Raw genomic sequence first — 26201 nt, 5'->3', positions numbered from 1 at the left:
CGCCCCGCATCATCTCTGACACGGGGCCACGCGGATCAGTTGCGGACAGACGGTGCCTCGACCGAGAGGCCGTTGCCACGCGATGCGACATAGAGCTCCAACGCCACAAACTCAGCCGAACCCGGTTTGTAAGTCTCTGCACGGGTGTCACGCACGCAGCCTTTGAACCGCGCATGGGCCGTGTTCAGCTTGGTGTTCTTCAAGCGATAGACCGGGAAGCCATTGATCTGGCCCTGGCTCAGATGGTCGGCGCGGATCATGTTGCCATAGTTGTCTTCGTGGCAATTGGCACAGGAGAGTTCCAGCTGACCGGTGCGGGTGTAGTAAAGCTCCTTGCCCTGTTCCCAGGTGGACTGGGCCGGGCCGTCAATGGCCACGTTGACCGGCATCCCGCGCGATTGCACCGAAATCAGCGCTTCCATGGCCGCCATCTTGCCGCTGGTGTATTTCCACTTCTCCGCGCCCATCTGGTTCTCGCGGCAGTCGTTGATCTGCATGACGAGGGTACGCATCTCGCCTGCATCCTCATTCCACTTGGGGTAAACCGCGCGGACGCCGACCATGCTCTCTTCGACATCGTCGTGGCAGGAGGCGCAGGATTTCTCCGCGGTGCCTTCAACCTTGGACCATGTGTCCATTGCCTGATCGACAAAGACCATTGCAGGGTTGTCAAAATCATCCATCTGCAGCGCCTGCGTCTCATCCGAGCGGAAATGCCAGCCTGACATCACCTCGTCCAGCACATCAGCAACATGCGCGGGTGCGGCGGTCTTGGTGACCATTTCGATCTCGTCATTGACGACCAGCGTATCATCATCCGCCTCGGCAAAGGCGGTAACGGGCAAGGCCAGCGCCATGGCAATTGCGGTGATTGCCTTATTATTCATCTTGTTTCCTCCCTTGGGTGGTCGTCCCGCCCGGCGTTCCGGACAGGGCGTTTGCCTATGGATCCGGAAGGGATCAGCCGATCGCGATCGGTTTTTGTTCCGTGTAGACAGAGCCGTCATCGTCGTACCAGGTGAAGACGAATTCACCCGCCTCGGGGACGGTGGCGTCGAACTGGAAGTAAGGGTTGGTGGAAATGGCGGGTTCCATGGCCACATCAACAACGGACTGACCGTTAAACTCGCAGGTAAAGCGATTGATGATCGACCGCGGAATGACGTTGCCTTCCTTGTCCTTGCGCTGACCGCTTTCCATGTTGTGGCTGATCAGCGTCTTGATGGTCACCGCTTCGCCTGCGGCTGCTTTCTTCGGGACTTTGACGCGGGGTTTTACACCGGATGCCATGTCGTTAACTCCTGATATCTATGGGGCGAACCTGACGGACAGGTCGCGCTTAGCCGCCGCAGCCGCCGATGGTCACCTTGACGGTCGCGCTTGCCTTGGCAAAGCTGCCGTCGGCCATTTTGGCAACCGCCACAATGTCTTGCGTGCCTGCGAGGCGAATCCGTGTGGCGGCTGACTGGCTGGCAGCCAACGGACCAAAGGTAAAGGTCGCGACGCCCGGGGTCGGGTTGCCGGTCGCCAGGATCATGATGGCGGAAGCACCGGGCGCATCGACCTCGATCGGTACGGTATTGCCGTTTTCGGCGATTTCGGGCGCGGTCAGTGTCAGGCCGGTGTCAGCCATATCAGCGCCACCCGTGAACTCTGCAATCCGATCCTCGGCTGCAGCAACGACACGCAGGGGCAGCATGGTCAGGGCAGCGGCCCCAAGGCCAAGGCCAAGTGTGTCGCGACGTGAGAACTCCATCGTATGTCTCCTTTGACGTTGATGGCGCAAAAGATCCCGGTCCTTTGCGTCAGTCTTCTTTCAGGGTCGCAAGAAATGCGACCACATCTTCGATTTCCTGGGCGGTCAGGATCGGCGGCAGCGGCTCGGTCCCCGCCTCGCCCGTGTAGGCATCGCCCGGCCGTATGAAGCCATCGACCTTGTAAAAGGCGGGCATCATCGTGCCGTCGAATGTCATCTTGGCATTGGCCACCAGACCGCGCAGCTCCGCCTCGCTCCAGCGGCTGCCGGCACCATCCAGCGCAGGGCCGATTTCACCGTGAAACGGCACATCCGACAGCGCGGACACCTGATGGCAGGCCACGCAATTGCCCTTGGATTTGTCGCCAACCAGCAATGCGCCGCTGGCGGCATCCCCGGCAGCACCGCTGAGCGATACGGCAACAGCGCCGTCTTCGTCATAGGCGACCTCTTTCGGCGCGATCTCAGCGGCAAACGCAACTGTCCCGGCCAGACAGGCTGCCAGTGTCAGAGATATTTGCTTCATGTTTCCTCCCATTGGCTCCCACGCGCTTTGGCGTGCTTCGCTGGCGTTTACCCTAGGCGACCTCACCCGGCTAACGCAACATCAAATTCAGTAATTTGAATTTCATTATGTCGTTTCGACCGTTCAACCTATCCGGCCTCGTCTGCCCGACGGCACGCAGGCAAGGCCATCTTTGCTGCAAAGACGATCAAATCACCGGTATCAATCGGTGGAGCCGTTGTTCCGTTCCTGGATGCGGCGGGCATGGTAACGTTGAAAATCTTCTCCGTTATCAATCAAATAGCGCTCTTCGTTCACCCATGTGAACATATCGAGCGTAGTGCCGACCCCAAAGGCACCGGGCATGATCGCCACCGCGGCCCGCGGCGCCGGAATCTCGGGCACCTCCTGCGGCAGGAACATCATTGTCGGGGTAAACAGAACGCCCCATTTTCGGGCCATGTCCTTCTCCGACAGGGTTTCACCGTCAAAATCCGTCACTTCGACATCGCCATATAGATTGAGCTGCACCACAAAGAAATTGTCGCCGATGTAGGACCCGACCTCGGGTGTCGGGAACACCTCCTCGTGCATCTTGGTACAATAGACACAGCCCCTTTGTTCAAAGAACAGCACCAGCCGCTTGCCCTCGGCATTGGCCTCGTCCAGATCCTCGCGCAGATCCTTGAAGGTCTCGCGCATCCAGGGGGTCTTGTGCAGGCCATCATCGCCGAGCTCCACCGCGCCCGCAGAGCCGACACAAAGCAGCCACAACAGTCCGATCATTAGTCGTTTCATCTCTTACCCTCCCAATACGGCCGCCATTCTGGGCCGCTCAGCCGATACTTGCAAAACCCGGGAACCACCGGATCATAGCCTCGGCAATATAACGCACGCTGCCCGTGGCGATCAGAACCGCAAAGATGATGAGCATGACGCCCATCCCCTTTTCCACCCAGGCAAAGGCAGACCGGTGGCGGGCCACAAACCTAAGAAAAGGCCCGGCAAACAGCGCCGCCACCACAAAGGGCGCGGTCATCGCCGCGCCGTAGACCAGCAACAGCAGCCCGCCGCGCCAGATATCGCCAAGGCCAGAGGCAATCATCAGGATCGAGGCCAGGGCCGGCCCCACGCAGGGTGTCCAGCCAAAGCCAAAGGCCAATCCCATCAAATAGGCGCCAGCCAAGGTCGCGGGCGGCGCGGTGCTTTCGATCCGGGCCTCGCGATAAAGCAGTGGAATCCGCAGGACCCCCAGAAAATGCAGCCCAAAGACCAGCAGCAATACCGCAGCGCCATAGGCCAGCACATCCAGATATTGGCCAAACACCTGCCCCAGTGCGGTGGCTCCCATTCCCATCAGCACGAAGACAGTGGTCACCCCTGCGGCAAAGCAGATCGACGCCAGCACAAGGCGCCGCCGCGCGCCCAAAGCGATCTCGCCGTCGCTGCGCAGCTCCGCGATGGAAAGCCCCCCCATATAGGAGAGGTAAAACGGCACCATGGGCAGCACGCAGGGCGTGAAGAATGACAATAGCCCCGCAACAAGCGCTCCGAACAAAGAGATTTCCAGCATGTATCAAGGCCCCTTGCCATCTTCTGCGTTCGAACCAGACAAGACCACAGTTGCCGATCCACATCGCGCCGAGAAGTATCTTCTGTCGGCTGCTGGCGGTCGATCTCCGTGTGCAAGCCGCGATTGCCCAAATCAGGCACAGCTCCAACAAGATGCGCGGGCCGCCGGTCACCCCGGTAGAAACTTGTACTATTCACATATTCAAATTACGTAGTACATATAGACACCCTTCATGCCGACCCGTCAATCACCGGCCGTGGCTCAGACATCGTACTTCACGGCCCCCACACAGATCATCGAGACAAATCGCATCATGGCCTTTTCTTCGCTGACCTCCCTGCCCTATCGCAGCTGCCGCGCCGCTGCCTCGGCGCTGGCAAAGGTCGCTGTCATGGCGGCATTGCCGCTGATCGCATCGGCCAGCGATGCCGCAGAGCTGGTGATGGTCGAGCAGCCGGGCTGCGCCTGGTGCGAACGCTGGGACGCGGAGATTGCGCCGATCTATCCAAAGACCGCCGAAGGCACCTTTGCCCCGCTGCGCCGGGCAGATTTGCGCGACATGCCGAAAGATCTGACGCTGTCACGGCGGGTCACATTCACGCCAACCTTCTTGATCGTTGAGGGCGGCCATGAGATGGCGAGACTGGAAGGCTATCCGGGAGAGGATTTTTTCTGGCCGCTGATTTCCGGTCTGCTGCAGGCGCACGCAGGCTTTGTCCCGCCCGCTGCCGAGCAACCAGACGCTGGACAAGCCCCCGACCAGCAGCCCGCCCCGATGGCCACCAATGGTTGAACCAGGAGAGAACACCGATATGGCCCTGCCACAGTTTTCCGCCGATATGGCCCCCGAAGATCTCGATACGATGGTGGACAATGCCACCCGCGCCTCGAATTTTCTGAAGGCGATCAGCCACGAGGGACGCCTGATGATCCTGTGCCATCTGGTGTCGGGTGAAAAATCGGTGACCGAGCTGGAAGAGCTGCTCTCCGCACGTCAGGCGGCGGTTTCCCAACAGCTGTCACGCCTGCGTCTGGAAGGTCTGGTCATTCCACGCCGTGAGGGCAAGGCGATCTATTACCGGCTGGCAGATGATCGTCCGCGCCGGATCCTGGAAGTGGTCTACGAGCTGTTCTGCAAGGAGGACTGACCGACGACCGGTCGGCCCGGCCACACTGGCAGCGGAACCTTCAGCCGCCAGCCCCGCAGCTCTTTCACCGGCGGAACCCGCACAAGATGCCCACCCCCCTGTCCGACCTCCTGAGCGATACGCAACTGACCGCCCTGCTGGGGGTGTTTGGCGGCGTCCTGCTGGGATTGGCGGCGCGGCTGGGGCGGTTCTGCACGCTGGGCGCCATCGAGGATCTGCTCTATGGCGGCTCGTCCCTGCGTCTGCGGATGTGGGGCATGGCAATCGGCATGGCAATCCTGGGAAGTTTTGGCCTCATGGCTCTAGGCTGGCTGGACCCGGCGCAGTCGCAATATCTTGCCATTCGCTGGATGCCGCTGGCCTCTATCGGCGGCGGCCTGTTATTTGGCTATGGCATGGCCCTGAGCGGGATGTGCGGCTATGGCGCCATAGCCCGGCTCGGCGGCGGCGATCTGCGCAGCTTTGTCATCGTGCTGGTGATGGGCGTATCGACCTTTGTCGTGCTGACAGGCCCTCTCGCCCCGCTGCGCAACCTGTTTTTCCGGCAACAGAGCATCACCGATGATCTGCCCGCCGGCATCGCCCATCATCTGGCCAACCATCTTGGAGCGTCGGTCAGCGCTATCGGCTTTGCCATCGGCGGTGCGATCCTGCTGATATCTATCCTCGGGCGCGAGGTGCGCGAGTCTCCGGCCGCTATTGGCTGGGCTGCGCTGGTGGCGTTTGCCATCATCAGCGGCTGGGCAGGCAGCAGCCATATCGCGCGGACGGGGTTTGACGCGATACCTCTGGTCTCGCATTCCTTCTCCGCGCCGCTTGGCGAAACCATCATGTGGACAATGACCGGCAGCCTGCGGCCGATCAGCTTTGCCGTCGGCTCGGTCAGCGGCGTCTGGCTCGGTGCCTTTATCGGTTCGCTGATCAAGGGGCATTTCCGCTGGGAAGCCTGCGACGACCCGCGCGAGCTGCGCCGCCAGATCATCGGGGCCGCGATCATGGGGGGCGGCGCGGTCCTTGCAATGGGCTGCACGGTCGGCCAGGGGCTGAGCGCCTTTTCGCTGTTGTCGATTTCTGCCCCGGTGACCTTTCTGTCGATCTTTGCCGGGGCCGCTGTTGGGCTGCGCCAGCTGATCACCGGTTTTCGCCGCGCCGCCTGACTGCACCACCTGACTGCCCGCCTGACTGCCCTGCCGCGCGGCTCGCCCCGGCTGCACGACAATGTGACTGCGGTGCAGCCGCCGAGGCATTAACCTCGTAAGCAACGATAGGAGATCACCGCCATGTTTCAAAACGTGATGGGTTCGATGGCCCTCCGCCGCAGCCATCTGTTCGCTGCGGCACTGGCCTTCGTGCTGTTCGCCGCTACAGGGTCACATATGATGGTCGCGACCGCCGCACCGCTGGCCGAGCGCCAGGGCTGGGCGGTTCATCAGACCCGCAAGCCCTACCCGCAGCTGGTCGAAGATGTGATTGCGGCGACGAAGGCACAGGGTCTTGTCGTGGTGACGCAGGCCGGGCCGACCAAGGCCGCTGCGGCCCGTGGCATTACCATACCCGGCAACCGGGTGATCGGTGTTTTCAACAATGACTATGCGGTGCGGGTCCTCAGCCATTCCACCGCCGCAATGATCGAAGCCCCGATCCGCCTTTATGTGACCGAAGGCGAAGATGGCTTGGCGACGCTTTCTTATAAAACCGCAACCCATGTCTTTGCCCCCTATCTCGATGAAGGCGGGGCTGATCTCGCCGAGATCGCGGCAGAGCTGGACCAACATCTTGATGCCATTGCGCAAAATGCGGCGCGCTCGGCGCCTTGACGCTCACACCCGCGTGAGGAGGCTTGCAACCTTGCCCGGTTCCGGCAATTTGGCGGCACTTGTTCACGAAGGGTGGATTTCATGACACAGACCGACACCGCGGCTGCGACGGCCACAGAACCATTGCGCGCGGCGGATGTGCTGGCCCGGCGACTATATGCCGCCGGATGCCGCCATGCCTTCGGCATGCCCGGTGGCGAAGTGCTGACGCTTGTCGATGCGCTGACCAAGGCGGGCATCCGCTTTCACCTTGCCAAACACGAGAACAGCGCCGGTTTCATGGGCGAAGGCGTGCACCACAGCGATGGCGCGCCGGTTATCCTGGTGGCCACGCTGGGCCCGGGGGCGCTCAATGGGGTGAACGTTGTTGCCAATGCGCATCAGGACCGGGTGCCGATGCTGGTGCTGACAGGATGTGTGGATGCGGCGGAAGCGGCCACCTATACCCATCAGGTACTGGACCATCAGGCGGTTTTTGCCCCGATCACCAAGGCCAGCTATCGCCTCGACGCCGAGGCTGCCGGTGTGATCGCCGACAAGGCGGTGCGGATCGCAACAGCGCCGCGCAATGGGCCGGTGCATATCGATGTGCCGATCTCTGTCGCCGATTCCCCTGCCGGCCCCCACCGTCCTTGCCTCGCGCCTGCCAGAGCAACGCAACCGCAGCCCGCTGACCTGGCGCAGGCGCGCGCGTGGCTTACCGAGGCCGAGCGCCCGCTGGCGGTGATCGGTCTTGACGCTGTTGCCGAGGCCGCATCCGCGCCCCTTCTGGCCTTTCTCGAACACTACCAGATCCCTTTTGTAACCAGCTACAAGGCCAAGGGCATCCTGCCTGAGAAGCACCCGCTTTGCCTTGGCGGCGCCGGGCTGTCGCCGCTCGCCGATCGTCACCTGCTGCCGCTTGTGCGCGAGGCCGATCTGGTTCTTGCGCTTGGATACGATCCAATCGAGATGCGCCCGGGCTGGCGCAACGCCTGGGATTGTTCCCGCCAGCGGGTGATTGATATCTGCGCCGAGGACAACACCCACTACATGCACGCGGCCACTCTGACGCTGGTTGCCGGTCTTGCGCCCAGTCTGCGCGCCCTGACGGTTGGGGCGCAGCTCGCCGATGACACGCAGCCGTCCCCTCGGCGCTGGCCCGAAGGTCAGCCTGAGGTGGCCCGGGCAGCCCTTCGCTCCGCCTTCACCCCGCAGGCGGACTGGGGACCCGCTGCGATCGTTGCCGAATGTCAGGCCACCCTGCCCGGCGATACGCTGGCGACGGCAGACAGCGGTGCCCATCGGATCTTGCTCTCGCAGATGTGGAGCTGCCATGAGCCTCGCGCCCTGATCCAATCCTCGGGCCTCTGCACCATGGGCTGCGCGGTGCCGATGGCCATTGGCCGCAAACTGGCAGAGCCGCAGCGCACGGTTGTCAGCTTCTCCGGTGATGCGGGTTTCCTGATGGTGGCGGGCGAGTTGTCCACCGCCGCCGAGCTTGGCGTTGCGCCGATCTTTGTCGTCTTCGTCGATGCCAGCCTCGCATTGATCGATCTGAAGCAGCGACAGCGACGGCTGGATAACGCTGGCGTCGACTTCGGCCAGCACGACTTTGCCGCGATGGGCCGGGCCTTTGGCGGCCATGGCGTCAGGGTCCGCGACCGCGCAGGCCTGCGCGCTGCCTTGCAAGAGGCACAGCAGGCCGAGCGTTTCACCGTCATTGCCGCAGAATTCGAGCGGGAGGCCTATGATGGACTCATCTGACCGGACATCCGAAGCCAAGCTGCCCCATGGCCCGCTGACTGGCGTCAAGGTGCTGGACCTGTCCCGCATTCTGGCAGGGCCGACCTGCACCCAGATGCTGGGAGATCTGGGGGCCAGTGTGCTCAAGGTCGAAAACCCGCGAACCGGGGGCGATGACACCCGGCAGTGGGGGCCGCCCTATGTGGTGGATGGAGACGGTCACCAGTCGGATCTGTCGGCCTATTTCATGGCTGCAAACCGCAATAAGCGCTCGATTGAGGTGGACATCGCCACGACCGAGGGCCAGCAGGTCATACGTCGTCTCGCCGCCGAAGCCGATATTCTGCTGGAAAACTTCAAACCCGGCGGGCTTGCCAAATACGGCCTCGACTACGAGAGCCTGCACGCGGAGTTCCCGCATCTGGTCTATGGTTCGATCTCCGGCTACGGCCAGACTGGACCCAATGCCCAGAAACCCGGCTATGACCTGATGGCACAGGGCTATGGCGGGATCATGTCGCTCACCGGTGAGCCTGAGGGCCGACCGATGAAGGTTGGCGTCGGCATCGCCGACGTAATGTGCGGAATGTATGCCTGTGTCGGCATCCTCGCGGCGCTGCGCCACAAGGAACAGACCGGCGAAGGCCAGCAGGTCGATATCGCGCTGGTGGATGCGCAGATCGCCTGGCTGATCAACGAAGGTGTGGCAACACTCAACACTGGCAGCGCCCCCAAACGGCGCGGTAATGAGCATCCCAGCATCGTGCCATATGGGTTATATGAGACCTCAGATGGCCATGTGATCCTCGCGGTCGGCAATGACGCGCAATTTGGCCGCTTCCTATCTTTTCTCGGTCTGGACGGGCTGGCGCGGGACCCGCGCTTTGCAACCAACCCGGCCCGCTTGCAGCACCGCGACGCGCTCGCCGATATCCTGGTACCGGCGCTGCGCCAATACCGCACCGATGAGGTGATCGCCGCGATGGAGGCCCGCAAGGTGCCAGCAGGACCGGTGCAGACGCTCGATCAGGTTTTTGCCTCTGATCAGGTGGCGGCGCGGGATATGACAATTGAAATGTCCTCGGCGGCGGGGCCGGTGCGTTTGCTTGGCAATCCGCTCAAATTCTCCCGGACGCCGGTGACCTACCGCCATGCGCCTCCAATCTGCGGCGCAGACAGCGACCTCCTTGCCAGGACCGCGGACCCGTTTTCGGAAGACGACAACTAAGACAGCGGCGCGCCGCCACCGAGAACAGGCAGACGCCCCATCACCCGGGGGCGGCTGCCTGCTCAATATCTCTGCTATCCCCTTAAGACACCGCAGAAAACGCCTGTTTCTCGGGCTTGCAACCGGCAGGATCTGGCCGAGTGTTACAGAAACTGGCGGTCTTCGGCCAAAGTCGCGCTGCACGGGCTTGCCAGATTACAAAAAATGCGGGAAATCGCTGTCAATCAATATGGTTGGCCCATTAATCCGGCGAGATTGCACACGCCGCTTCACCAAACCGCGAGCGGGCATCGCGAGACGCGCGGCCGTGCTTTAGGCTCGACGACAAAGCACCTCTGCTTTCGTTTTTGACACGGATCGGACAAACGATGATGCAAGATATTTTTGGCCAGGACACCAGCCTGACAAACGCCGCGGCGCTCGAGAACTGGAACTGCGTTCAGATGGGGGTGTTGTCTCACGGCGCTGCCGCGCCGCAACATCTGGGCGCCCTGCTGGAGGCTGCACCGGAGTTTGCCATGGCCCAGGCGGCCAAGGGCATGTTTGTGCTGCTGCTGGGCCGGGCAGAACTGATGCAGGCCGCACGCGACGCCTATGCCGCGGCCAAGGCCGCCGAGGATGGTGCTTTGCCACGCGAACGCCACTATATCGCGGCGCTTGGTGCCTGGCTGGAGGGCCGTCCATCGCTGGCGATTGCAGAGATGGAGACCGTGCTGCGCAGCCACCCCGAGGACGCACTGGCGATGAAGCTGAGCCACGCGATCCGCTTCATCCTGGGCGACAGCGCAGGTATGCGCCGGTCGATCGAGCGGGTCCTACCCGCCTATGCGCCGGATCACGCCGGGCGCGGTTACCTGCTTGGATGCCACGCCTTTTCGCTGGAGGAAACCGGCGCTTATGACCTGGCCGAAGCAACCGGGCGTCAGGCACTCTGGATGGCACCGGATGATGCCTGGGGCCTGCATGCGGTGGCCCATGTCCATGATATGACGGGCAACTCCCGTGCCGGGCTTGACTGGCTGACCGGTCGCGAAGAGGCCTGGGCACATTGCAACAACTTTCGCTACCACGTCTGGTGGCACAAGGCGCTGATGCATCTGGATCAGGGGCAGACCGAACAGGTGCTGGCGCTATACGATCACGAGATCCGCAAAGACAAAACCGATGATTACCGTGACATTTCCAACGCCACCTCACTGCTGATGCGGCTGGAGCTGGAGGGCGTTGCAATCGGTGACCGCTGGGAAGAACTCGCAGAACTCTGTGCCAACCGGACCGAAGACGGCTGCCTGATCTTTGCTGATCTTCACTATCTTCTTGCCCTGGTGGGCGATGATCGCAAGGTTGAGGCTGGCCAGCTGGTGCAGCGGATCCACGCTGATGCGCGTCGCGGCGCCAGCGAGAGCGATGGCCGCATGGCAACGCCAGGCTGCGGCCTTGCGCTGGGGCTCGAGGCCTTTGGCGAAGGTAACTACAGCGAAGCCTTCGGCTATCTCGCCAGCGGACGCAGTTCCCTGCAACTGGCAGGGGGCAGCCATGCCCAGCGGGACGTTTTCGAACGCGTGACCATTGATGCGGGCATCCGCGCGGGGCGTCTGGACGCGGTGGAGGCCATCCTCAACGAGCGGCGCGCCCAGCGGGGCGGCGCCGAGGACAGCTATGCACAGGCGCGCCGTGCACTGATCGCTGCCGGACGTGGCGCGCCCTGCGCGCAAAGCGTCCCGGCAGAATAACAAAAGTAAGGACACAACAGCCTATGGCGACCATCTCGCCCTTTCCCGGTGCCAAGGGCACCGAGACCACTCCAGTGGCCAATCGCCCGGTTGCCCCGCAATCGGACGCGCAGACCCGCGCGCTTCGCGATCCCCGGCTGGATTTCTACCGCGGCATTGCGATGTTCATCATCCTGTGCGCTCATATTCCCGGGAACCGCTGGACCGGCTGGATTCCGGCCCGGTTTGGCTTCTCCGACGCGACGGAGATCTTTGTCTTCTGTTCGGGCATGGCCTCGGCCATCGCCTTTGGCGGCACCTTTGCCCGCCGCGGCTGGCTGATTGGCAGCGCGCGCGTGGTGTTTCGCTGCTGGCAAGTCTACTGGGCCCATATCGGCCTGTTCGTCTTTCTCGCCACCACCATGGCGGCGCTGGATCTCTACGGGGCTTTTGACAAGAGCTATATTGCCTCGCTGAACCTGTTGCCGTTCTTTGAAAACCCGGTGCCGCAGCTGGTTGGGCTGATGACACTCAGCTACGTGCCAAACTACTTTGACATTCTGCCGATGTATCTCGTCGTGTTGGGGCTGATGCCGCTGATGATGGGGCTGGAACGCGTCGGCGTCTGGGCAGTGGCGGCCACCTCGATCGCGATCTGGCTGCTGGCCAACCCGTATATGATCGGCCTCCGGCCGAATGGGCTGTCGCTCTCCGCCGAACCCTGGTCGAGCCGCGAATGGTTTTTCAACCCCTTTGGCTGGCAGCTGCTGTTCTTCACCGGCTTTGCCTTCATGAAAGGCTGGCTGCCCGCCCCGCCAGTCTCACGCGGACTGACGATCATAGCGACCGCGTATCTGCTCCTGCTGGCGCCCTTCGGCTCCTGGAAAGTCTTCCTCTGGGTCGAAGCCTGGAACACCGGTTTGGCGGAGCTGATCCGACCGACCTGGCAGCTGACAGCCGAATGGCGGGAAAAAACCGACTTTGGCCTTTTGCGCTATGGCCATTTCCTGTCGCTGGCCTACCTCGGCTGGGTGGTTGCGGGCGAAGGCGGTCGCCGTCTGATCGCCTCCGGGCAATCCACACCCGCCCGGATCTGGGCCGTGCTGCTGTCGCTGATCACCAAAGTCGGTCAGCAATCGCTTGCGGTCTTTGTGTTTTCCATGGCGCTGGCCCGGTTGCTGGGCTTTGCCATGGATCTCACCGACAGGTCGATCATGACCACTGCATTTTTTAACCTCACCGGGTTTGGCCTGATCATCGGCTGCGCCTATATCGCTGCCTGGTTCAAATCACATCCATGGAAAACCAAGAGATGAAAGAATTCTCGCGACGCACCTTTCTGGCAACCGCCCTGGCCAGCACGGCCCCGCTTGCGCTTGCCGCGCTGACCTCGCCTGCGCGTGCGACCGGAGGCCCTGCATTCTCGCGCGAAACGGTTGTGGCGCTGGCGCGCGAGTTGGCGGCCGCCCCTTATGCGCCCCGCCCCAGCGTGCCGCAGGACTGGCAGGAGCAGACCTATGAGGAATACCAGACCCGCTGGTTCCGCAGCCGCGATGCGCTCTGGTCGAAGACCCCGCGCAGCTACAATGTCGATTTCTTTCTGCCCGGCCTTTATTTCCCGCGCCCGGTCGAGATCTACACCGTGGAAAACGGCCTCGCCCAGCCGGTGGCCTTTGACTTGTCACTGTTTGACAAAACTGACAAAGCCCCCGACCTCAGCGTCGACGACAGCCTCGGCTACTCCGGTTTCCGACTGCGTACCGATCTGAAGGAACCCGGCAAGAAAACGGAATTCTGCGTATTCCAGGGCGCGAGTTATTTCCGGGCCATCGGGGCTGCACACACCTATGGGTTGTCGGCGCGCGGCCTGGCGGTGAATACCGCTACCTCCAAGGGCGAAGAATTCCCTGAATTCATTGCCTTCTGGCTCGAAGCTCCAGTTCCCGGCCAAAAGAACATGATCGTCCATGCGCTGATGGATTCGCCGTCTGTCACCGGGGCCTACCGGTTTGACATACTGCCGGGGCAAGACACGGTGATGGATGTCGAGGCGCGCCTGTTTGCACGTGCGGAACTGGACAATATCGGGCTTGGACCACTCACCTCGATGTTCCTGTTTGATCAGACCAATCGCAACCGGTTTGACGATTTCCGCCCTGCGGTTCACGACAGCGACGGTCTGCTGGTGGTCAATGGCAACGGCGAGACCCTGTGGCGCCCACTGGCCAACCCCAAGACGCTGCAGCTGTCGTCCTTTGTCGATGAAAATCCGCGTGGCTTTGGCCTGATGCAGCGCCCGCGGCTGCTGTCTGATTATGAGGATCTGGAAGCGCATTATCACCAGCGCCCGGCGCTCTGGGTTGAGCCGAAGGGTGATTGGGGCAAAGGCGCCGTCACGCTGGTTGAAATCCCGGCGGACAAGGAAATCTACGACAATATCGTGGCCTATTGGCGCCCACGCGACAGCTACGCCCCAGGCTCAGAGATTGCCATTGACTATCGGCTGACCTGGGGCAACGGCCCGGATCTGCCGGTGCCACAGGTGATCAACACCGCCGCGGGCGCGCGCATCTTTGGTGATCCGGGTCGGATCATCACCATCGATTTCGCCGCCCATCCGCTGTTTGCCGGTGGCGTTGATGATCTAAAGGCGCATATCACGTCACCTCATGTCACCCCAACCGAAGGCGTCTTGCAGCAAAACCCGGAAACTGGCGGGGTGCGGTTGGCCTTTGCCTTTGACCCGGGCGAACGCGACCACGTCGAATTGCGCGCTGAACTGCGCAAGGATGATCAGCCCGCCTCCGAAGTCTGGCTTTACCGGTGGACCAAATGACCAATTTCTCCCTGACCCCACCGGAACAACCGCTGGCTATGCCAGAGCAGAATTTCGGTGCCCATTTTCAGGATCACGCCTGCCCCTTACCCGGTGACAGCGCGGCAACCGGCGGACAGCCCAGCGAGTCAAGCCAGCGTCAGGTGGCGCTATGGCGTGTTCTGGCCTTCTCTCCGGCGATGGCCGCTACGGGGCTGTTGACCTGGGGTATGAAGGACTGGTTCGCGGCAGACGGGTTTTCCATGCTGGAGGTCGCACTTCTGGTGTTGATCGCGTTCAATTTCTTCTGGATCTGCTTTTCGGTCTCTACCGTTCTTCTGGGTCTCTGGGGCCTGTCCCAGCGCCCCCGCGCGCTGGGACGAGGCCGCCCGCAGCGGATGAAGGTCGCGCTCCTGATGCCGATCTACAACGAGGTCCCCTGGTATGTACTTGGCAGTGCCCAATCCATGCTGGAAGAGCTGCACGCCCGTGGCGGTGTCCATGACTATGCAATGTTCATCCTGTCCGACACCCGCGACGATGCCATCGCCGCAGAGGAACGTGCCAGTGTCGAGGCCCTGCGCAGTATGCTCCCCGCAGGGGCCCAGCTCTATTATCGGCGCCGCGATGACAACGCAGGACGCAAGGTCGGCAATATCGCCGACTGGGTACGCCGCTGGGGCGCCGGCTGGGACGCCATGCTGGTGCTCGATGCCGACAGCCTGATGACCGGGCGCGCGATTGCCCATCTGGCCGACGCGCTGGCTCGTGATCCCGGCGCAGGTCTGATCCAGAGCTATCCGCAGCTGATCGGTGCGCATTCCGTCTTTGGCCGGATGCAGCAGTTTGCCAATGGCGTCTACGGCCTGGCTCTGGCCGAAGGTCTGGCCCGCTGGGCAGGGCATGAAGGCAATTACTGGGGGCATAATGCGATCATCCGCACCCGTGCCTTTGCCGCCTGTGCGGGGCTGCCACCGCTGCGCTCTGTCTTTGGTGGTGAAAAGCTGATCATGAGCCATGATTTCGTGGAGGCCGGGCTGCTGCGTCGCGCCGGTTGGAGCGTGCAGTTCCTGCCCCGCATTCGTGGGTCTTACGAAGAAACTCCGCAGACGCTGATTGACCATGTGCTGCGGGATCGGCGCTGGTGTCAGGGCAATCTACAGCACCTGAACCTGCTCAACGCCAAGGGGTTTCGCGCCTTGTCACGCTTTCATCTGCTGCATGGGGCCATCGGCTACCTGATGGCGCCAGTCTGGTTCGCCCTGCTGGTGATCTGGGCGCTCATCGGACGTGGCGAGGAAGCCTCGGTCCTGACCTATTTCAGTGAAACCAATCCGCTGATGCCCTCCTGGCCGGACATGTCAGAGCCGCGCCATGTGCTGGTGATCCTGCTCATCTATGCCATGCTGCTCGCCCCAAAGCTTCTGGCCGTGGCGGCGCTGCCGATGACCGGGAGCCGATTCTCCGACTATGGCGGCGCGGGCGCCTTTGCCCTGTCACTGTTGACGGAAATCTTGCTCGCGATCCTTTATGCGCCGATCCTGATGGTTCAGCAGATGATCGCGGTGCTGCGCACCGCCTTTGGCCTCCAAAAGGGATGGGCGCCGCAGGCACGCGACGGTGGCAGCTACTCCTGGCGCACGCTGTTCACCTGCCACGCGCTGGAAACCGTCAGCGGCATCGCGCTGTGGACGGGGATTCTTGCCGGCGTGGTATCCGTCTGGCTATTGCCAATCGCCGTATCGCTGATCCTTGCGGTGCCCCTTTCGGCCCTGTCGAGCGTACCGTTGCAGCGCTTTGCCAAAGCCCTTCTGGCCACCCGTGAGGTCCATAACGAGCCCCGCATCACCCGCATCGCCCGTGCCAGACGGGACAGGTTGCGTCTGGCATTGGAGCGATCCCCCGCCCATCCCACAGCCGCTGAGTAAAAAAGACAGTTCAGGCGAAAATATCCACAATTTGCATCAAATTGAAAATTCCGGCAGGAACCATCAGGTTTCTCCGGAATTTTTTATTGAGAATTAACAGCCGCCTCATCGACGCCATGTGTTGCACTACTGCGACAGCGGGCGATCCTCGAACCAATCGGCAAGCCATGCGGCCCAGCCCTCCGGCACCCGGTGCCCGCCGTCGAAAAGCACCACGTCGATATCCGCGCCTGTACCGCAGGCCCATCGGCGCCGCAGGGTGCCTCCTTCAGATCCGCTGTGGCTTGGCGCATGTGTCGTGCAGCCGTTGGTATCGCGCCACAGCTCAAGCCCGGCAAAGATATCTCCCTGCTGAAAACGACGATTGCCAAGGTATCGGCCTTCCAGCGGCACCACCTCATCGCGCCATCCATGAGTGTGCATCAAACGCACCGGACCGGTGCAGCTCTCAGGCTGCGGCCGCCAGAAACTGCCCGCAATCGTTGCGTAAGCGGCAAATTGATCGGGGGTTGCACAGGCCAGATAGCTGACCATGAAGGCACCTGCGGAAAATCCTGATAAAACAACGGATTTCCGGTCGATATTAAACCTATGTTCAGCATCTGCCAGCACCGCCTCAAAAAACGCGGATTCGTCGCGGCCACCGAAATCCGGCAAGAACGCCCAAGAGCGAGGGCCACCGGGATTGCGCGGCAGCGCCGTGGGGGCGATCACCGCGTAGCCCCGATCGTTCAACCCATCGACCATCGCGCGATTGCGCAGTGCAGCCTCACCCGACCCGCCGTAGCCGTGCAGGAACATCACCGCCGGCAGCGCTTTCTCATCGCCGGTATCCGGCAGCACGATGTGATAGTCGCCCCCGTCAATCTGGCAGGCATCGGCGAGGGGCCCGCATCCAGCCTGTACCGCCGAGCCGAAAAGCAGGCCCGACAGAGCAACGCTTACGCCCGGCCAGAGGCGCCCCATACCTGCTATCACCTGTTTCATCAGCCCAGCCCCGTCCAGCGCGCGACCGGCAGATTGCTGCGCAGCCATCCCGGTCCGGCGGCGGAGCCGAGCATCCCCTCCGGCACGTCGATCACATTTGTATAACCGGCCGCGTCCAGCGCCAGCGTCACCCGGGCGGAGCGCACACCGCGCGCGCAGATCAGGGCCAGCGGCGCGCTGCGATCACCACCGGTGACGTGATCAAGCGCGGCCAGAAAATCCTCACGCCGCATGTCGATCTGATGGCTGCCCACTGGCACACCGCTGGCCCGCCACTCACGCGGTGTGCGGATATCTACCAGGATCAGCTCCCCCGCCTTGGCCCTGGCAAATGCGTCCTCAACCGACAGGCGGGGACGGTCATGGGCCGGGGGTTGCCTGCGCCACCATGTATACCCACCGCCCCCCGCAATGGCGATCCCGGCGAAGGCCACACCGGCCTGCAGTAATCGACGCCGCGAGAGCAACGGATCACCCGCCTCCGCCTCAGCTGCCGGGTCCCTGTCCGCGCCATCAGTCTGAGGGCCGGAGTTATCTGACCGTTTTGATTGAGAATGCGACATCTGGCCTCTCCCCGCGCTGCCGGCGCCGTCCTACATGACCCAAGACCTAGCAGGTTCCTGCAAAGTGTTCAGCCTGAGACATCCCGCATGGTGATCAAGTTGTTGTCAACCTGACACCGGGCCGCGCCAAATTGCTGCGGCGGGCAAAAAACTCACCGGATCGCTGCCTTTGCAGGGTTTGCAGGCGCGGTCGGGGCTGGCACAGTTGCGAAAAATTGCTTAGGCACCAAACGATCTGGCCTTGTGCATGGAGGAGAACCGCACGTGTCCCTGTTCCTGATTGCAGCCCTGCCCTTTCTCGGCGCGGTATTCCCCGCGCTATTGATCCGTGCCGGGCGCAATGCCTCGGCATCGGCGGCAGGCCTGACAACATTGCTCGCGTTTGTCGGACTGATGCTGCACGCCCCGGCGGTGATGCGCGGCGAAGTTATTCAGGCGCAATTCGACTGGCTGCCGGCGCTTGGGCTGAATGCCAATTTCTTCCTCGACGGCCTGGGCTTTCTCTTTGCCGGGCTGATCCTTGGAATTGGCCTGCTGATCATCCTATATGCCCGGTTCTACCTGTCGCGCGAGGATCCGATGGGTAATTTCTACACCTATCTGCTGCTGTTTCAGGGCGCGATGGTGGGGATTGTCACCTCGGACAACATTCTGCTGCTGCTGATCTTCTGGGAGCTGACGTCGCTCAGTTCCTTCCTGCTGATCGGCTACTGGAAGCATCTGCCCGAAGGACGTCAGGGCGCGCGAATGGCGCTGACTGTTACCGGCGCCGGTGGCCTTGCCATGATCGGTGGCATGCTGATCCTCGGCAATATCGTCGGGTCTTATGATCTGACCGTGATCCTAGGCGCAAAGGAGGTCATTCAGGCTTCGCCGCTCTATCTGCCGGCCCTGATCCTGATCCTGATTGGCGCCTTCACCAAATCGGCGCAGTTCCCGTTTCATTTCTGGCTGCCGCACGCCATGGCCGCACCGACGCCGGTGTCGGCCTATCTCCACTCCGCAACCATGGTGAAGGCAGGCCTGTTCCTGATGGCGCGGATGTGGCCTGTGTTGGCCGGTACGCCGGAATGGTTCTACATCGTCGCAACGACGGGTCTGATCACGATGGTGCTGGGGGCGATCATTGCCCTGTTCAAGGATGATCTGAAGGCGCTTCTGGCCTTCTCCACCGTCAGCCACCTGGGCCTGATCACCATGCTTCTGGGGTTTGGTACCAAATTTGCTGCCGTCGCCGCCGTTTTCCACATCATCAACCATGCCACCTTCAAGGCGGCTCTGTTTATGAGCGCGGGCATTGTCGATCACGAGGCCCACACCCGCGACATCAAACGGCTGGGCGGCCTGCGGCACCTGATGCCGATCACCTTTGCCATCGCCACGGTCGCGGCCCTGTCGATGGCTGGCATTCCGCCCTTCAACGGTTTCCTGTCGAAGGAGATGATGCTGGAGGAAGCCGTTCACACGGTCTGGGCGGGTTCACATTATCTGGTGCCGGGTCTAGCGCTATTGGGGGCCTTGTTCTCCGCCGCTTATTCGTTCCGCTTCATCGCCCATGTCTTCCTCGGACCAAGGCGTGACGACTACCCTGCGACCCCGCATGATCCCGGCACCGGCATGTGGCTGGCCCCTGCGTTTCTGGTTGGTCTTGTCGTGCTGATCGGCCTGTTCTCGGCCAAGATCGTCGGGCCGTTGGTGGCCACTGCGGCCTCTGCCGTGATTGGTGGCGAGAAACTGCCCTATTATTCGCTGAAACTCTGGCACGGATTTACTCCGGCGCTTTATATGTCGATGGCGGCGGTTGCCGGGGGTGTCGTCCTGCTGATGCTGCACAAACCGCTGATGCGTATGTGGGATGCCGCACCGCGCCCGGAGGCGAAGGTGATTTTCGAGGCGCTGATCGGCGCGCTCACACGGCTTTCGCGTGCCATTACCGACGGGATGCACAATGGCTCGATGCCACGCTATGCCGGCATCATGATCACCTTTACAGCGGTACTGTCCTTCTATGCCTATCAATCCGGCACATTGGCGGCGCCGACCCGCAGCCTTCAGGATGTCGGGCTGATCCCGATCCTTGGCTGGGCCAGCCTGCTGATCGCAACCGGTTTTCTGGTTGCCATGCACCGCAACCGCCTGCTGGCGCTGGTGCTGATCGGCGTTGTTGGACTGGTGGTGTCGATGGGCTTTAACTACATGTCAGCGCCGGATCTCGCTCTGACGCAGATTTCGGTCGAAGTGGTCACCATCATTCTGATGCTGCTGGCGCTGAACTTCATGCCCAAGGAAACCCCGGTCGAAAGCTCTGGCGGCGCCCGCCTGCGCGACATCTCCATTGCCGGCATCTCAGGCCTTGGGGTTGCGGGGCTGATCTATGCACTGATGACCCGTGATTTCATCGGCGAGACGATTTCCGGCTTCCACCTTGAAAACTCCTACAAGGGCGGCGGCGGCACCAATGTCGTCAATGTGATCCTGGTGGATTTCCGAGGCTTCGACACCTTTGGCGAGATCATCGTTCTTGGCATTGCCGCGCTGGTGATCTTTGCGCTGACCGAGGCGGTGCTGGGCACCCGCGTGCGGGCCTATCTGCTGAACCGCAAGCCCGATCTGCCGCAGGCCGGTGACTCGCATCCGATGATGATGGTGGTGGCGACCCGCGTGATGATGCCGCTGGCGCTGATGGTGGCGGCCTATATCTTCTTCCGGGGGCACAACCTGCCCGGTGGCGGCTTTATCGCCGGGCTGATCGCGGCGATTGCGGTCATCATGCAATATATGGCGTCGGGCTTTGCCTGGGCGACCGAGCGGCAGCGCTACCCCTATCATGGCATCATCGGATCCGGTGTGCTGATCGCCGCCGCAACCGGCATGGGATCATGGTTCAGCGGCAAGCCCTTCCTGACCAGCGCCTTTGGGTACATCCACTGGGAACCGCTGGAAGAATTTGAATGGGCAACTGCTGCGCTGTTCGACCTTGGCGTGTTTCTGGCAGTTGTTGGCGCTGTGCTGCTGGCGCTGGAGAGCCTGTCACGCTTTGCCTGGCAGCCTGGCACCGACAGCACCCACGCGATGGATATCAACCCGGCCCGCGATGACGTGGCCATGACCGAGAACGAGGGCTGACTATGGAAATTCTAGTCGCTTCGGCCGTGGGCGTCCTGACCGCGGCCGGCATCTACCTGATCCTGCGCCGACGCAGCTTTCCCGTCATCCTCGGGCTGTCACTGATCTCCTATGCGGTGAACGTGTTCCTGTTTGCCACTGGCCGCTTGATGACCAACGCCCCTGCGATCCTCAATAAATACGAAGAGGTCCCCTATACCGACCCGCTGCCGCAGGCTCTGGTGCTGACCGCGATCGTGATCTCCTTTGGCATGACGGCCGTTGTGGTGATGATTGCGCTGGGGGCCTATCTGTCGTCGCAGGATGACCGGATCAATCTCAGCGATGATGATGCCAAAGTTGGAGATGACGCATGAACCACCTCGTGATTGCGCCGATTGTCCTGCCGGCAATCGTCGCGCCCTTTATTATCATGGTCCTGCGCTACCATCTGGACCTGCAACGGATCTTCTCGGTCGCCAGCAGCCTGCTGGTGCTCTGCCTGACCCTGGCGCTGGCAGCGCAGGCCGCCGACGGCACCGTGCAGGTCTATGAGCTGGGTGACTGGCCTGCGCCTTTTGGCATCGTGCTGGTGCTGGATCGCCTGTCGGCAATGATGATCGTCCTGACATCGGTTCTGGCGCTGGCTGTCGTGCTCTACGCGATTGGCACCGGCTGGGATTCTCGCGGCGCCAATTTCCACGCGCTGTTCCAGTTCCAGATCATGGGCATTCTCGGTGCCTTCATGACGGGCGATGCCTTCAACCTGTTCGTGTTCTTCGAAGTGCTGCTGATTGCCTCCTACGGGTTGATGATCCACGCAGGCGGCGCCAAGCGGTTTCAGGCCGGCGTGCAATATGTGGTCTATAACCTCCTGGGCTCGACCCTGTTCCTGTTTGCGCTCGGCACGATCTACGCCGTCACCGGCACGCTGAACATGGCCGATCTGGCGGTGCGCGTGGCCGAGATGTCGGGCGAGGAAACCGCCCTGCTGCGCGTTGGTGCGGTCATGCTGCTGCTGGTCTTCGCGATCAAGGCTGCGGTGCTGCCGCTGCATTTCTGGCTGCCCGCCTCCTACAGCCATGCCCCGCTGCCGGTGGCCGCGCTGTTTGCGATCATGACAAAGGTCGGCGCCTATGCAATCCTACGGGTCTACACGCTGATCTTTGGCCCGGATGTTGCGATCACCGAAGGGCTGGTCGGCGATTGGCTGCTGCCTGCCGCCATGGTCACGCTGGCCGTCGGCGCCATCGGTGTCCTCGGCTCGCGCGAGATCGGGCGACTGGTCGCCTTTGGGGCGATCACCTCGATGGGGACACTGCTGATTTCCATTGCCCTGTTCACCCCTGCCGCAACCGGAGCCGCACTCTACTACATCGTCCATTCGACGCTGGCGACGGCGCTGATGTTCCTGATTGCCGATCAGGTCATGGAACGTCAGGGCGGTGCTATTGCCGCCCTTCGTCTGATGCCGCAGAGCGGCTTGCTGTCGGTGATGTTCTTTATCGCCGCTATCGCGCTGGCCGGTATGCCACCAGTTTCCGGCTTCATCGGTAAGCTGCTGGTGATGGACGCCGCGCGCGATCATGACCTGGTCTGGTGGATCTGGGCGGTCATTCTGCTCGGCTCGCTTGTGACCATCGTTGGTCTGGCTCGTGCAGGCACGCTGATCTTCTGGAAAAGCCATGGCCTGCAGGCAACCGACAGCACGGTCGCATCCGATGCAGGTGACGAGGATCTTCTCGACGGCAACGCCACCGCAGCCCCAGCGGCGGCGCCGGTCCTGCCGCTTGTTGTCTGCTTTGGGCTGATGGCGGCGATTGTGCTGCTCACCCTCTTTGCCGGGCCGATGACCCGCTATGCCGACGCCACGGCGGCCCAGCTGTTCACCCCAACCGCCTACATCGAAACCGTCCTTGGGGGGGCTTTGAAATGAAGCTGATGCGCCGCGTACTGCCACACCCGATCCTGACACTGGTGCTGACCGCAACCTGGCTGTTGCTGGTGAATGGCTGGTCGCTCAACTCGCTGGTGTTCGGGTTCATGCTCGGGGTTTTGATCCCCTTCCTGACACAGCCCTACTGGCCCCAACAGCTGAAGATGAAAGGCCCGGTGAAGATCGTCGGCTACATCCTCATCGTACTCTATGATATCGTGGTGGCCAATCTGGTGGTGGCCAAGATCGTCCTGTTCAAATCCAATGCCAGCCGCCACCCCAATTGGGTGACGATCCCGCTGGACCTGCGCACACCCGAAGCGATCACGGTGCTGGCAGCGACCATCACCATGACCCCGGGGACCGTCTCTGCCGATCTCTCAGCCGAAGGTCATGCGCTGCTGGTCCACTGCCTTGACGCGCCGCACCCCGAAGCGGTGCGCGACGAGATCAAGGACCGCTACGAACGCCGCCTGAAGGAGATTTTCGAATGATCGAAACAGCTGCAATCTTTGCGTTTGTCTGCTTTGCGCTGTCGCTGCTGATGAACCTGTGGAAAGTTGTCTCCGCCGAGGATGTTGCCGACCGGATCCTGGCGCTGGATACGATGTTCATCAACGCCATCGCGCTGATGGTGCTCTATGGGCTGGCGCTGGGAACCGAGATCTTCTTTGAGGCGGCAATGATCATCGCCATGCTGGGCTTCGTGTCCACAGTGGCCTATGCGCGCTTCATCCTGCGCGGCAATATCATCGAGTGAGGAGAGATCATGGACCTGTTCTTTGACATCGTGATCGCCGGATTTCTCGTGATCGGCGGCATCTTCGGTATCGTGGGATCATTTGGCCTGTTGAAGCTCAACGACCGCATGTCCCGGCTGCACGCGCCCACCAAGGCGACGACGCTGGGTGTTGGCGGTGTGCTGCTGGCCTCTATGACCCATGCCGCCGTCTACGAATACCACCTGTCGGTGCATGAGCTGATGATTACGCTATTTCTGTTCCTGACGGCGCCGATCACGGCAAATTTCATTGCCAAGGTTCACATCCACCGGCACGACACGCCAGACAGCCTGCCAGACGCAGGTAAAGATAAGATATGGGCGACGCATAAACTGCCCGAAAACGAAGTGATCGGCCCAGAGGTCTGATCTCCCAACGCCCCCGCCCGTCCGGCGGGGGTCTTTCATCCGGGGCGGAGCCTGTCCGGGTGAGCCAGCCCAGCCCGGTGACACATAGATGATGCACGCAGCCCCCCTCCCCCTGACCAAAGACGTGGTATTGATCGGCGGCGGCCACACCCATGCGCTGGTGCTGCGCAAATGGGGTATGCGGCCCCTCGCCGGAGCGCGCCTGACCGTGATCAACCCCGGTCCGACCGCCCCCTACTCCGGCATGTTGCCGGGCTTTGTCGCCGGGCATTACGCGCGCGAGGCGTTGGATATTGATCTGGTGAAGCTGGCACGCTTTGCCGGGGCGCGATTGGTGCTCGGGGCGGCTGATCACATCGACACCGATAGACGCGAGGTCCATGTCTCGGGCCGCCCCCCAATTGCCTATGACATTGCCGCAATCAACCTGGGCATCACCTCTGCCATGCCCGATATGCCGGGATTTGATGACCATGCGATCCCGGCAAAACCACTCGGCCGTTTTGCGGAGAGCTGGGCCGCGTATCTGCACGGCGACAGCGCCGCCCATGTTGCGGTGATCGGTGGCGGTGTGGCCGGAGTGGAGCTGATCCTCGCCATGGCCCATGCGCTGCGGGCCCGGGGCCGGACGGTGCAAGCCACGTTGATTGATCGCAGCGAAATCCTGACTGACACCGGCACCAAGTCCAGCGCCCGACTGCGCGCTGCGCTGCGCGGTCTTGACGTCACCGTGATAGAACACGCGAAGATTGCCCAGATCGAGGCCACTCATGTGTTGCTGGCGGACGACCGCGCAATCCGGTCCGATTTCACAACCGGGGCTGCGGGGGCACGTCCCTACCCCTGGCTCAACGGAACCGGGCTGGACCTGCACGACGGGTTTCTCTCGGTTGATGCCTATTTGCAGACCAGTCGCAAAGGCGTCTTTGCTACCGGCGACTGTGCTCATTTCAGCCCCGACCCGCGTCCGAAGGCCGGGGTCTATGCGGTGCGTCAGGCGCCGATCCTCTATCATAATCTGCGCGCCAGCCTGACGCGGGATCCGCTGCGCCGCTACCGCCCGCAGAAAGACTATCTGAAACTGATCTCGATGGGCGGCAAAACCGCTGTTGGAGAACGCTTTGGACAGACCTTTTCGGGCGGTTGGATCTGGCGCTGGAAAGACCACATCGATCAGTGCTTCATGGCGCAGTTCCGAGATCTGCCGCAGATGGATCAGCCGGCGCTGCCCCCCGAACACACCCATGATCTGCCAGAGGCGCTTGGCCATAAACCGATGTGCGGAGGTTGCGGTGCCAAGGTTGGCGCGCGCACGCTCAAGGCGACGCTCCGATCGCAGCCGAATACTCAGCGCACGGACATCGCCCCGCTTCCCGGTGATGACGCCGCGCTGCTGATAACGGGCGGGCAAAGGCAGGTGATCAGCACAGATCACCTGCGGGCCTTTACCGCCGACCCGGTGGTGATGGCCCGTATCGCGGCGGTCCATGCGCTTGGCGATATCTGGGCGATGGGCGCCGAGCCGCAGGCCGCGACCGCCAACTTGATCCTGCCCCGACTGTCGGCGGAACTTCAGGCCCGGACCCTTGATGAAATCATGTCTGCCGCCGGTGACATCCTGAGGAAAGCCGGCGCCGAGATCGTTGGTGGCCACACCTCCGTGGGAGACGAGCTGACCATAGGGTTTACCGTGACCGGACTATGCGACGCGGCGCCCATCACCCTGGCCGGGGCACAGCCGGGTGACGCCCTGATCCTGACAAAACCGCTGGGCACCGGGGTGATCATGGCGGCGGAAATGGTGGGAAAGGCCGAGGGTGCCTGGGTCGCCGCGGCATTAACGTCGATGAGCCAGTCGCAGGACAAGACCGCCGAGCTGCTGCACGCCGCACATGCGATGACCGATGTGACCGGATTTGGCCTGCTGGGCCATCTGCTGGGGATCTGCGAAGCCTCCGCGGTTGGAGCTGAACTGGACCTCGAGGCAATTCCTGCGCTGCCCGGTGCCGCCGCACTGACAGCACGCGGGATCAGGTCCTCGCTCTTTGAAGAAAATGCCGCGCTTTTGCCGCAGATAACCACCGGCGGGCCACAGGATCTGCTGTTCGATCCGCAGACTGCCGGTGGCCTGCTGGCCGCACTGCCGCGCGATCAGGCCGAGGCGCTCTTACCCGTACTCCGCAGATACGCAGCTGAGGCCACGATCATCGGCCATATCACCGGCTCTGCGGGCGCGATCACGCTGATCTGAAG

General features: G+C 62.2%; 25 protein-coding genes. 17 read left to right on the top strand and 8 right to left on the bottom strand.

The genetic code is table 11. From position 1 onward, the window contains the following. Positions 1–35 precede the first annotated feature (35 nt). The 6 genes from soxA to VXL81_RS07040 form a co-directional block, all read right to left on the bottom strand. Positions 36–887, bottom strand: a complete 852-nt coding sequence (soxA, locus tag VXL81_RS07065) for a sulfur oxidation c-type cytochrome SoxA (protein ID WP_416536194.1) — start codon at positions 885–887, stop codon at positions 36–38. Positions 888–960: 73 nt separating this feature from the next. Then, positions 961–1290 carry a thiosulfate oxidation carrier complex protein SoxZ gene (soxZ, locus tag VXL81_RS07060; RefSeq protein ID WP_340545304.1) on the bottom strand — a complete coding sequence of 110 codons (330 nt, stop codon included), beginning with the start codon at positions 1288–1290 and terminating at the stop codon, positions 961–963. A 49-nt stretch (positions 1291–1339) separates the two neighbouring features. Further along, positions 1340–1756 carry a thiosulfate oxidation carrier protein SoxY gene (soxY, locus tag VXL81_RS07055; protein WP_340545303.1) on the bottom strand — a complete coding sequence of 139 codons (417 nt, stop codon included), beginning with the start codon at positions 1754–1756 and terminating at the stop codon, positions 1340–1342. 49 nt (positions 1757–1805) lie between these two features. After that, positions 1806–2282 (bottom strand): sulfur oxidation c-type cytochrome SoxX, encoded by a 477-nt coding sequence (gene soxX / locus VXL81_RS07050; RefSeq protein ID WP_416553504.1) that lies wholly within the window; start codon positions 2280–2282, stop codon positions 1806–1808. A 201-nt stretch (positions 2283–2483) separates the two neighbouring features. Then, on the bottom strand, positions 2484–3059 hold the full coding sequence (locus VXL81_RS07045; protein WP_416553502.1) for a thioredoxin family protein: 576 nt from the start codon (positions 3057–3059) through the stop codon (positions 2484–2486). Between the two features lie 37 nt (positions 3060–3096). Further along, on the bottom strand, positions 3097–3834 hold the full coding sequence (locus VXL81_RS07040; protein ID WP_416553500.1) for a cytochrome c biogenesis CcdA family protein: 738 nt from the start codon (positions 3832–3834) through the stop codon (positions 3097–3099). Positions 3835–4147: 313 nt separating this feature from the next. On the opposite strand from VXL81_RS07040, the gene VXL81_RS07035 reads away from it, so the two are divergent. The 10 genes from VXL81_RS07035 (at position 4148) to mdoH (ending at position 16207) form a co-directional block, all read left to right on the top strand. Then, the gene (locus tag VXL81_RS07035) at positions 4148–4627 is read left to right on the top strand and encodes a hypothetical protein (RefSeq protein ID WP_416536308.1); all 480 of its coding nucleotides are present in this window, start codon (positions 4148–4150) and stop codon (positions 4625–4627) included. Positions 4628–4646: 19 nt separating this feature from the next. After that, positions 4647–4982, top strand: a complete 336-nt coding sequence (locus tag VXL81_RS07030) for an ArsR/SmtB family transcription factor (RefSeq protein WP_340546305.1) — start codon at positions 4647–4649, stop codon at positions 4980–4982. An 86-nt stretch (positions 4983–5068) separates the two neighbouring features. After that, positions 5069–6139 (top strand): YeeE/YedE family protein, encoded by a 1071-nt coding sequence (locus VXL81_RS07025; RefSeq protein ID WP_416553498.1) that lies wholly within the window; start codon positions 5069–5071, stop codon positions 6137–6139. 219 nt (positions 6140–6358) lie between these two features. Next, positions 6359–6799: a DUF302 domain-containing protein gene (locus VXL81_RS07020; RefSeq protein WP_416553536.1), complete on the top strand. Its 441-nt coding sequence runs from the start codon at positions 6359–6361 to the stop codon at positions 6797–6799. An 81-nt stretch (positions 6800–6880) separates the two neighbouring features. Beyond that, the gene (locus VXL81_RS07015; RefSeq protein WP_416553496.1) at positions 6881–8545 is read left to right on the top strand and encodes a thiamine pyrophosphate-binding protein; all 1665 of its coding nucleotides are present in this window, start codon (positions 6881–6883) and stop codon (positions 8543–8545) included. Next, positions 8529–9752: a CaiB/BaiF CoA transferase family protein gene (locus tag VXL81_RS07010; protein ID WP_416553494.1), complete on the top strand. Its 1224-nt coding sequence runs from the start codon at positions 8529–8531 to the stop codon at positions 9750–9752. The genes VXL81_RS07015 and VXL81_RS07010 overlap by 17 nt, the downstream gene beginning before the upstream one ends. A gap of 368 nt (positions 9753–10120) precedes the next feature. Continuing rightward, complete coding sequence (locus VXL81_RS07005; protein WP_340545296.1) at positions 10121–11485, top strand: tetratricopeptide repeat protein; 1365 nt, start codon at positions 10121–10123, stop codon at positions 11483–11485. Between the two features lie 23 nt (positions 11486–11508). After that, the gene (locus VXL81_RS07000) at positions 11509–12780 is read left to right on the top strand and encodes an OpgC family protein (protein WP_416553492.1); all 1272 of its coding nucleotides are present in this window, start codon (positions 11509–11511) and stop codon (positions 12778–12780) included. Further along, a complete protein-coding gene (locus VXL81_RS06995) occupies positions 12777–14300 on the top strand; it encodes a glucan biosynthesis protein (protein WP_416542417.1) in 1524 nt (507 codons plus the stop codon). Before VXL81_RS07000 ends, VXL81_RS06995 begins: the two co-directional genes overlap by 4 nt. Further along, positions 14297–16207, top strand: a complete 1911-nt coding sequence (mdoH, locus tag VXL81_RS06990) for a glucans biosynthesis glucosyltransferase MdoH (protein ID WP_416553490.1) — start codon at positions 14297–14299, stop codon at positions 16205–16207. The genes VXL81_RS06995 and mdoH overlap by 4 nt, the downstream gene beginning before the upstream one ends. 126 nt (positions 16208–16333) lie before the next feature. Here mdoH and VXL81_RS06985 read toward each other — a convergent pair whose 3' ends face one another. Next, positions 16334–17194, bottom strand: a complete 861-nt coding sequence (locus tag VXL81_RS06985; RefSeq protein ID WP_416553488.1) for an alpha/beta hydrolase family esterase — start codon at positions 17192–17194, stop codon at positions 16334–16336. After that, a complete protein-coding gene (locus VXL81_RS06980; protein ID WP_416553486.1) occupies positions 17194–17757 on the bottom strand; it encodes a rhodanese-like domain-containing protein in 564 nt (187 codons plus the stop codon). Before VXL81_RS06980 ends, VXL81_RS06985 begins: the two co-directional genes overlap by 1 nt. A gap of 264 nt (positions 17758–18021) precedes the next feature. On the opposite strand from VXL81_RS06980, the gene VXL81_RS06975 reads away from it, so the two are divergent. From VXL81_RS06975 to selD, 7 genes are all read left to right on the top strand, one after another. Further along, the gene (locus VXL81_RS06975) at positions 18022–20883 is read left to right on the top strand and encodes a monovalent cation/H+ antiporter subunit A (RefSeq protein WP_416536212.1); all 2862 of its coding nucleotides are present in this window, start codon (positions 18022–18024) and stop codon (positions 20881–20883) included. Between the two features lie 2 nt (positions 20884–20885). After that, positions 20886–21239 (top strand): Na+/H+ antiporter subunit C, encoded by a 354-nt coding sequence (locus VXL81_RS06970; RefSeq protein ID WP_340545289.1) that lies wholly within the window; start codon positions 20886–20888, stop codon positions 21237–21239. Then, on the top strand, positions 21236–22798 hold the full coding sequence (locus tag VXL81_RS06965) for a monovalent cation/H+ antiporter subunit D (protein ID WP_416553484.1): 1563 nt from the start codon (positions 21236–21238) through the stop codon (positions 22796–22798). The genes VXL81_RS06970 and VXL81_RS06965 overlap by 4 nt, the downstream gene beginning before the upstream one ends. Further along, a complete protein-coding gene (locus tag VXL81_RS06960; RefSeq protein WP_416553482.1) occupies positions 22795–23292 on the top strand; it encodes a Na+/H+ antiporter subunit E in 498 nt (165 codons plus the stop codon). Before VXL81_RS06965 ends, VXL81_RS06960 begins: the two co-directional genes overlap by 4 nt. Next, positions 23289–23558: a K+/H+ antiporter subunit F gene (locus tag VXL81_RS06955; RefSeq protein WP_014874349.1), complete on the top strand. Its 270-nt coding sequence runs from the start codon at positions 23289–23291 to the stop codon at positions 23556–23558. The genes VXL81_RS06960 and VXL81_RS06955 overlap by 4 nt, the downstream gene beginning before the upstream one ends. Positions 23559–23567: 9 nt before the next feature. Then, entirely contained in the window at positions 23568–23948 is a 381-nt protein-coding gene (locus tag VXL81_RS06950; protein ID WP_340545286.1) for a Na+/H+ antiporter subunit G, read from the top strand. Positions 23949–24039: 91 nt separating this feature from the next. Then, positions 24040–26199 carry a selenide, water dikinase SelD gene (gene selD / locus VXL81_RS06945; protein ID WP_416553534.1) on the top strand — a complete coding sequence of 720 codons (2160 nt, stop codon included), beginning with the start codon at positions 24040–24042 and terminating at the stop codon, positions 26197–26199. Positions 26200–26201: the final 2 nt, after the last annotated feature.

The sequence above is a fragment of the Phaeobacter sp. JH204B genome, from assembly GCF_048055755.1.
Taxonomy (GTDB): domain Bacteria; phylum Pseudomonadota; class Alphaproteobacteria; order Rhodobacterales; family Rhodobacteraceae; genus Phaeobacter; species Phaeobacter bryozoorum.
The sequence above is the reverse complement of the archived record's forward strand: the minus strand, read 5'-3'. Positions and strand labels throughout refer to the sequence as shown.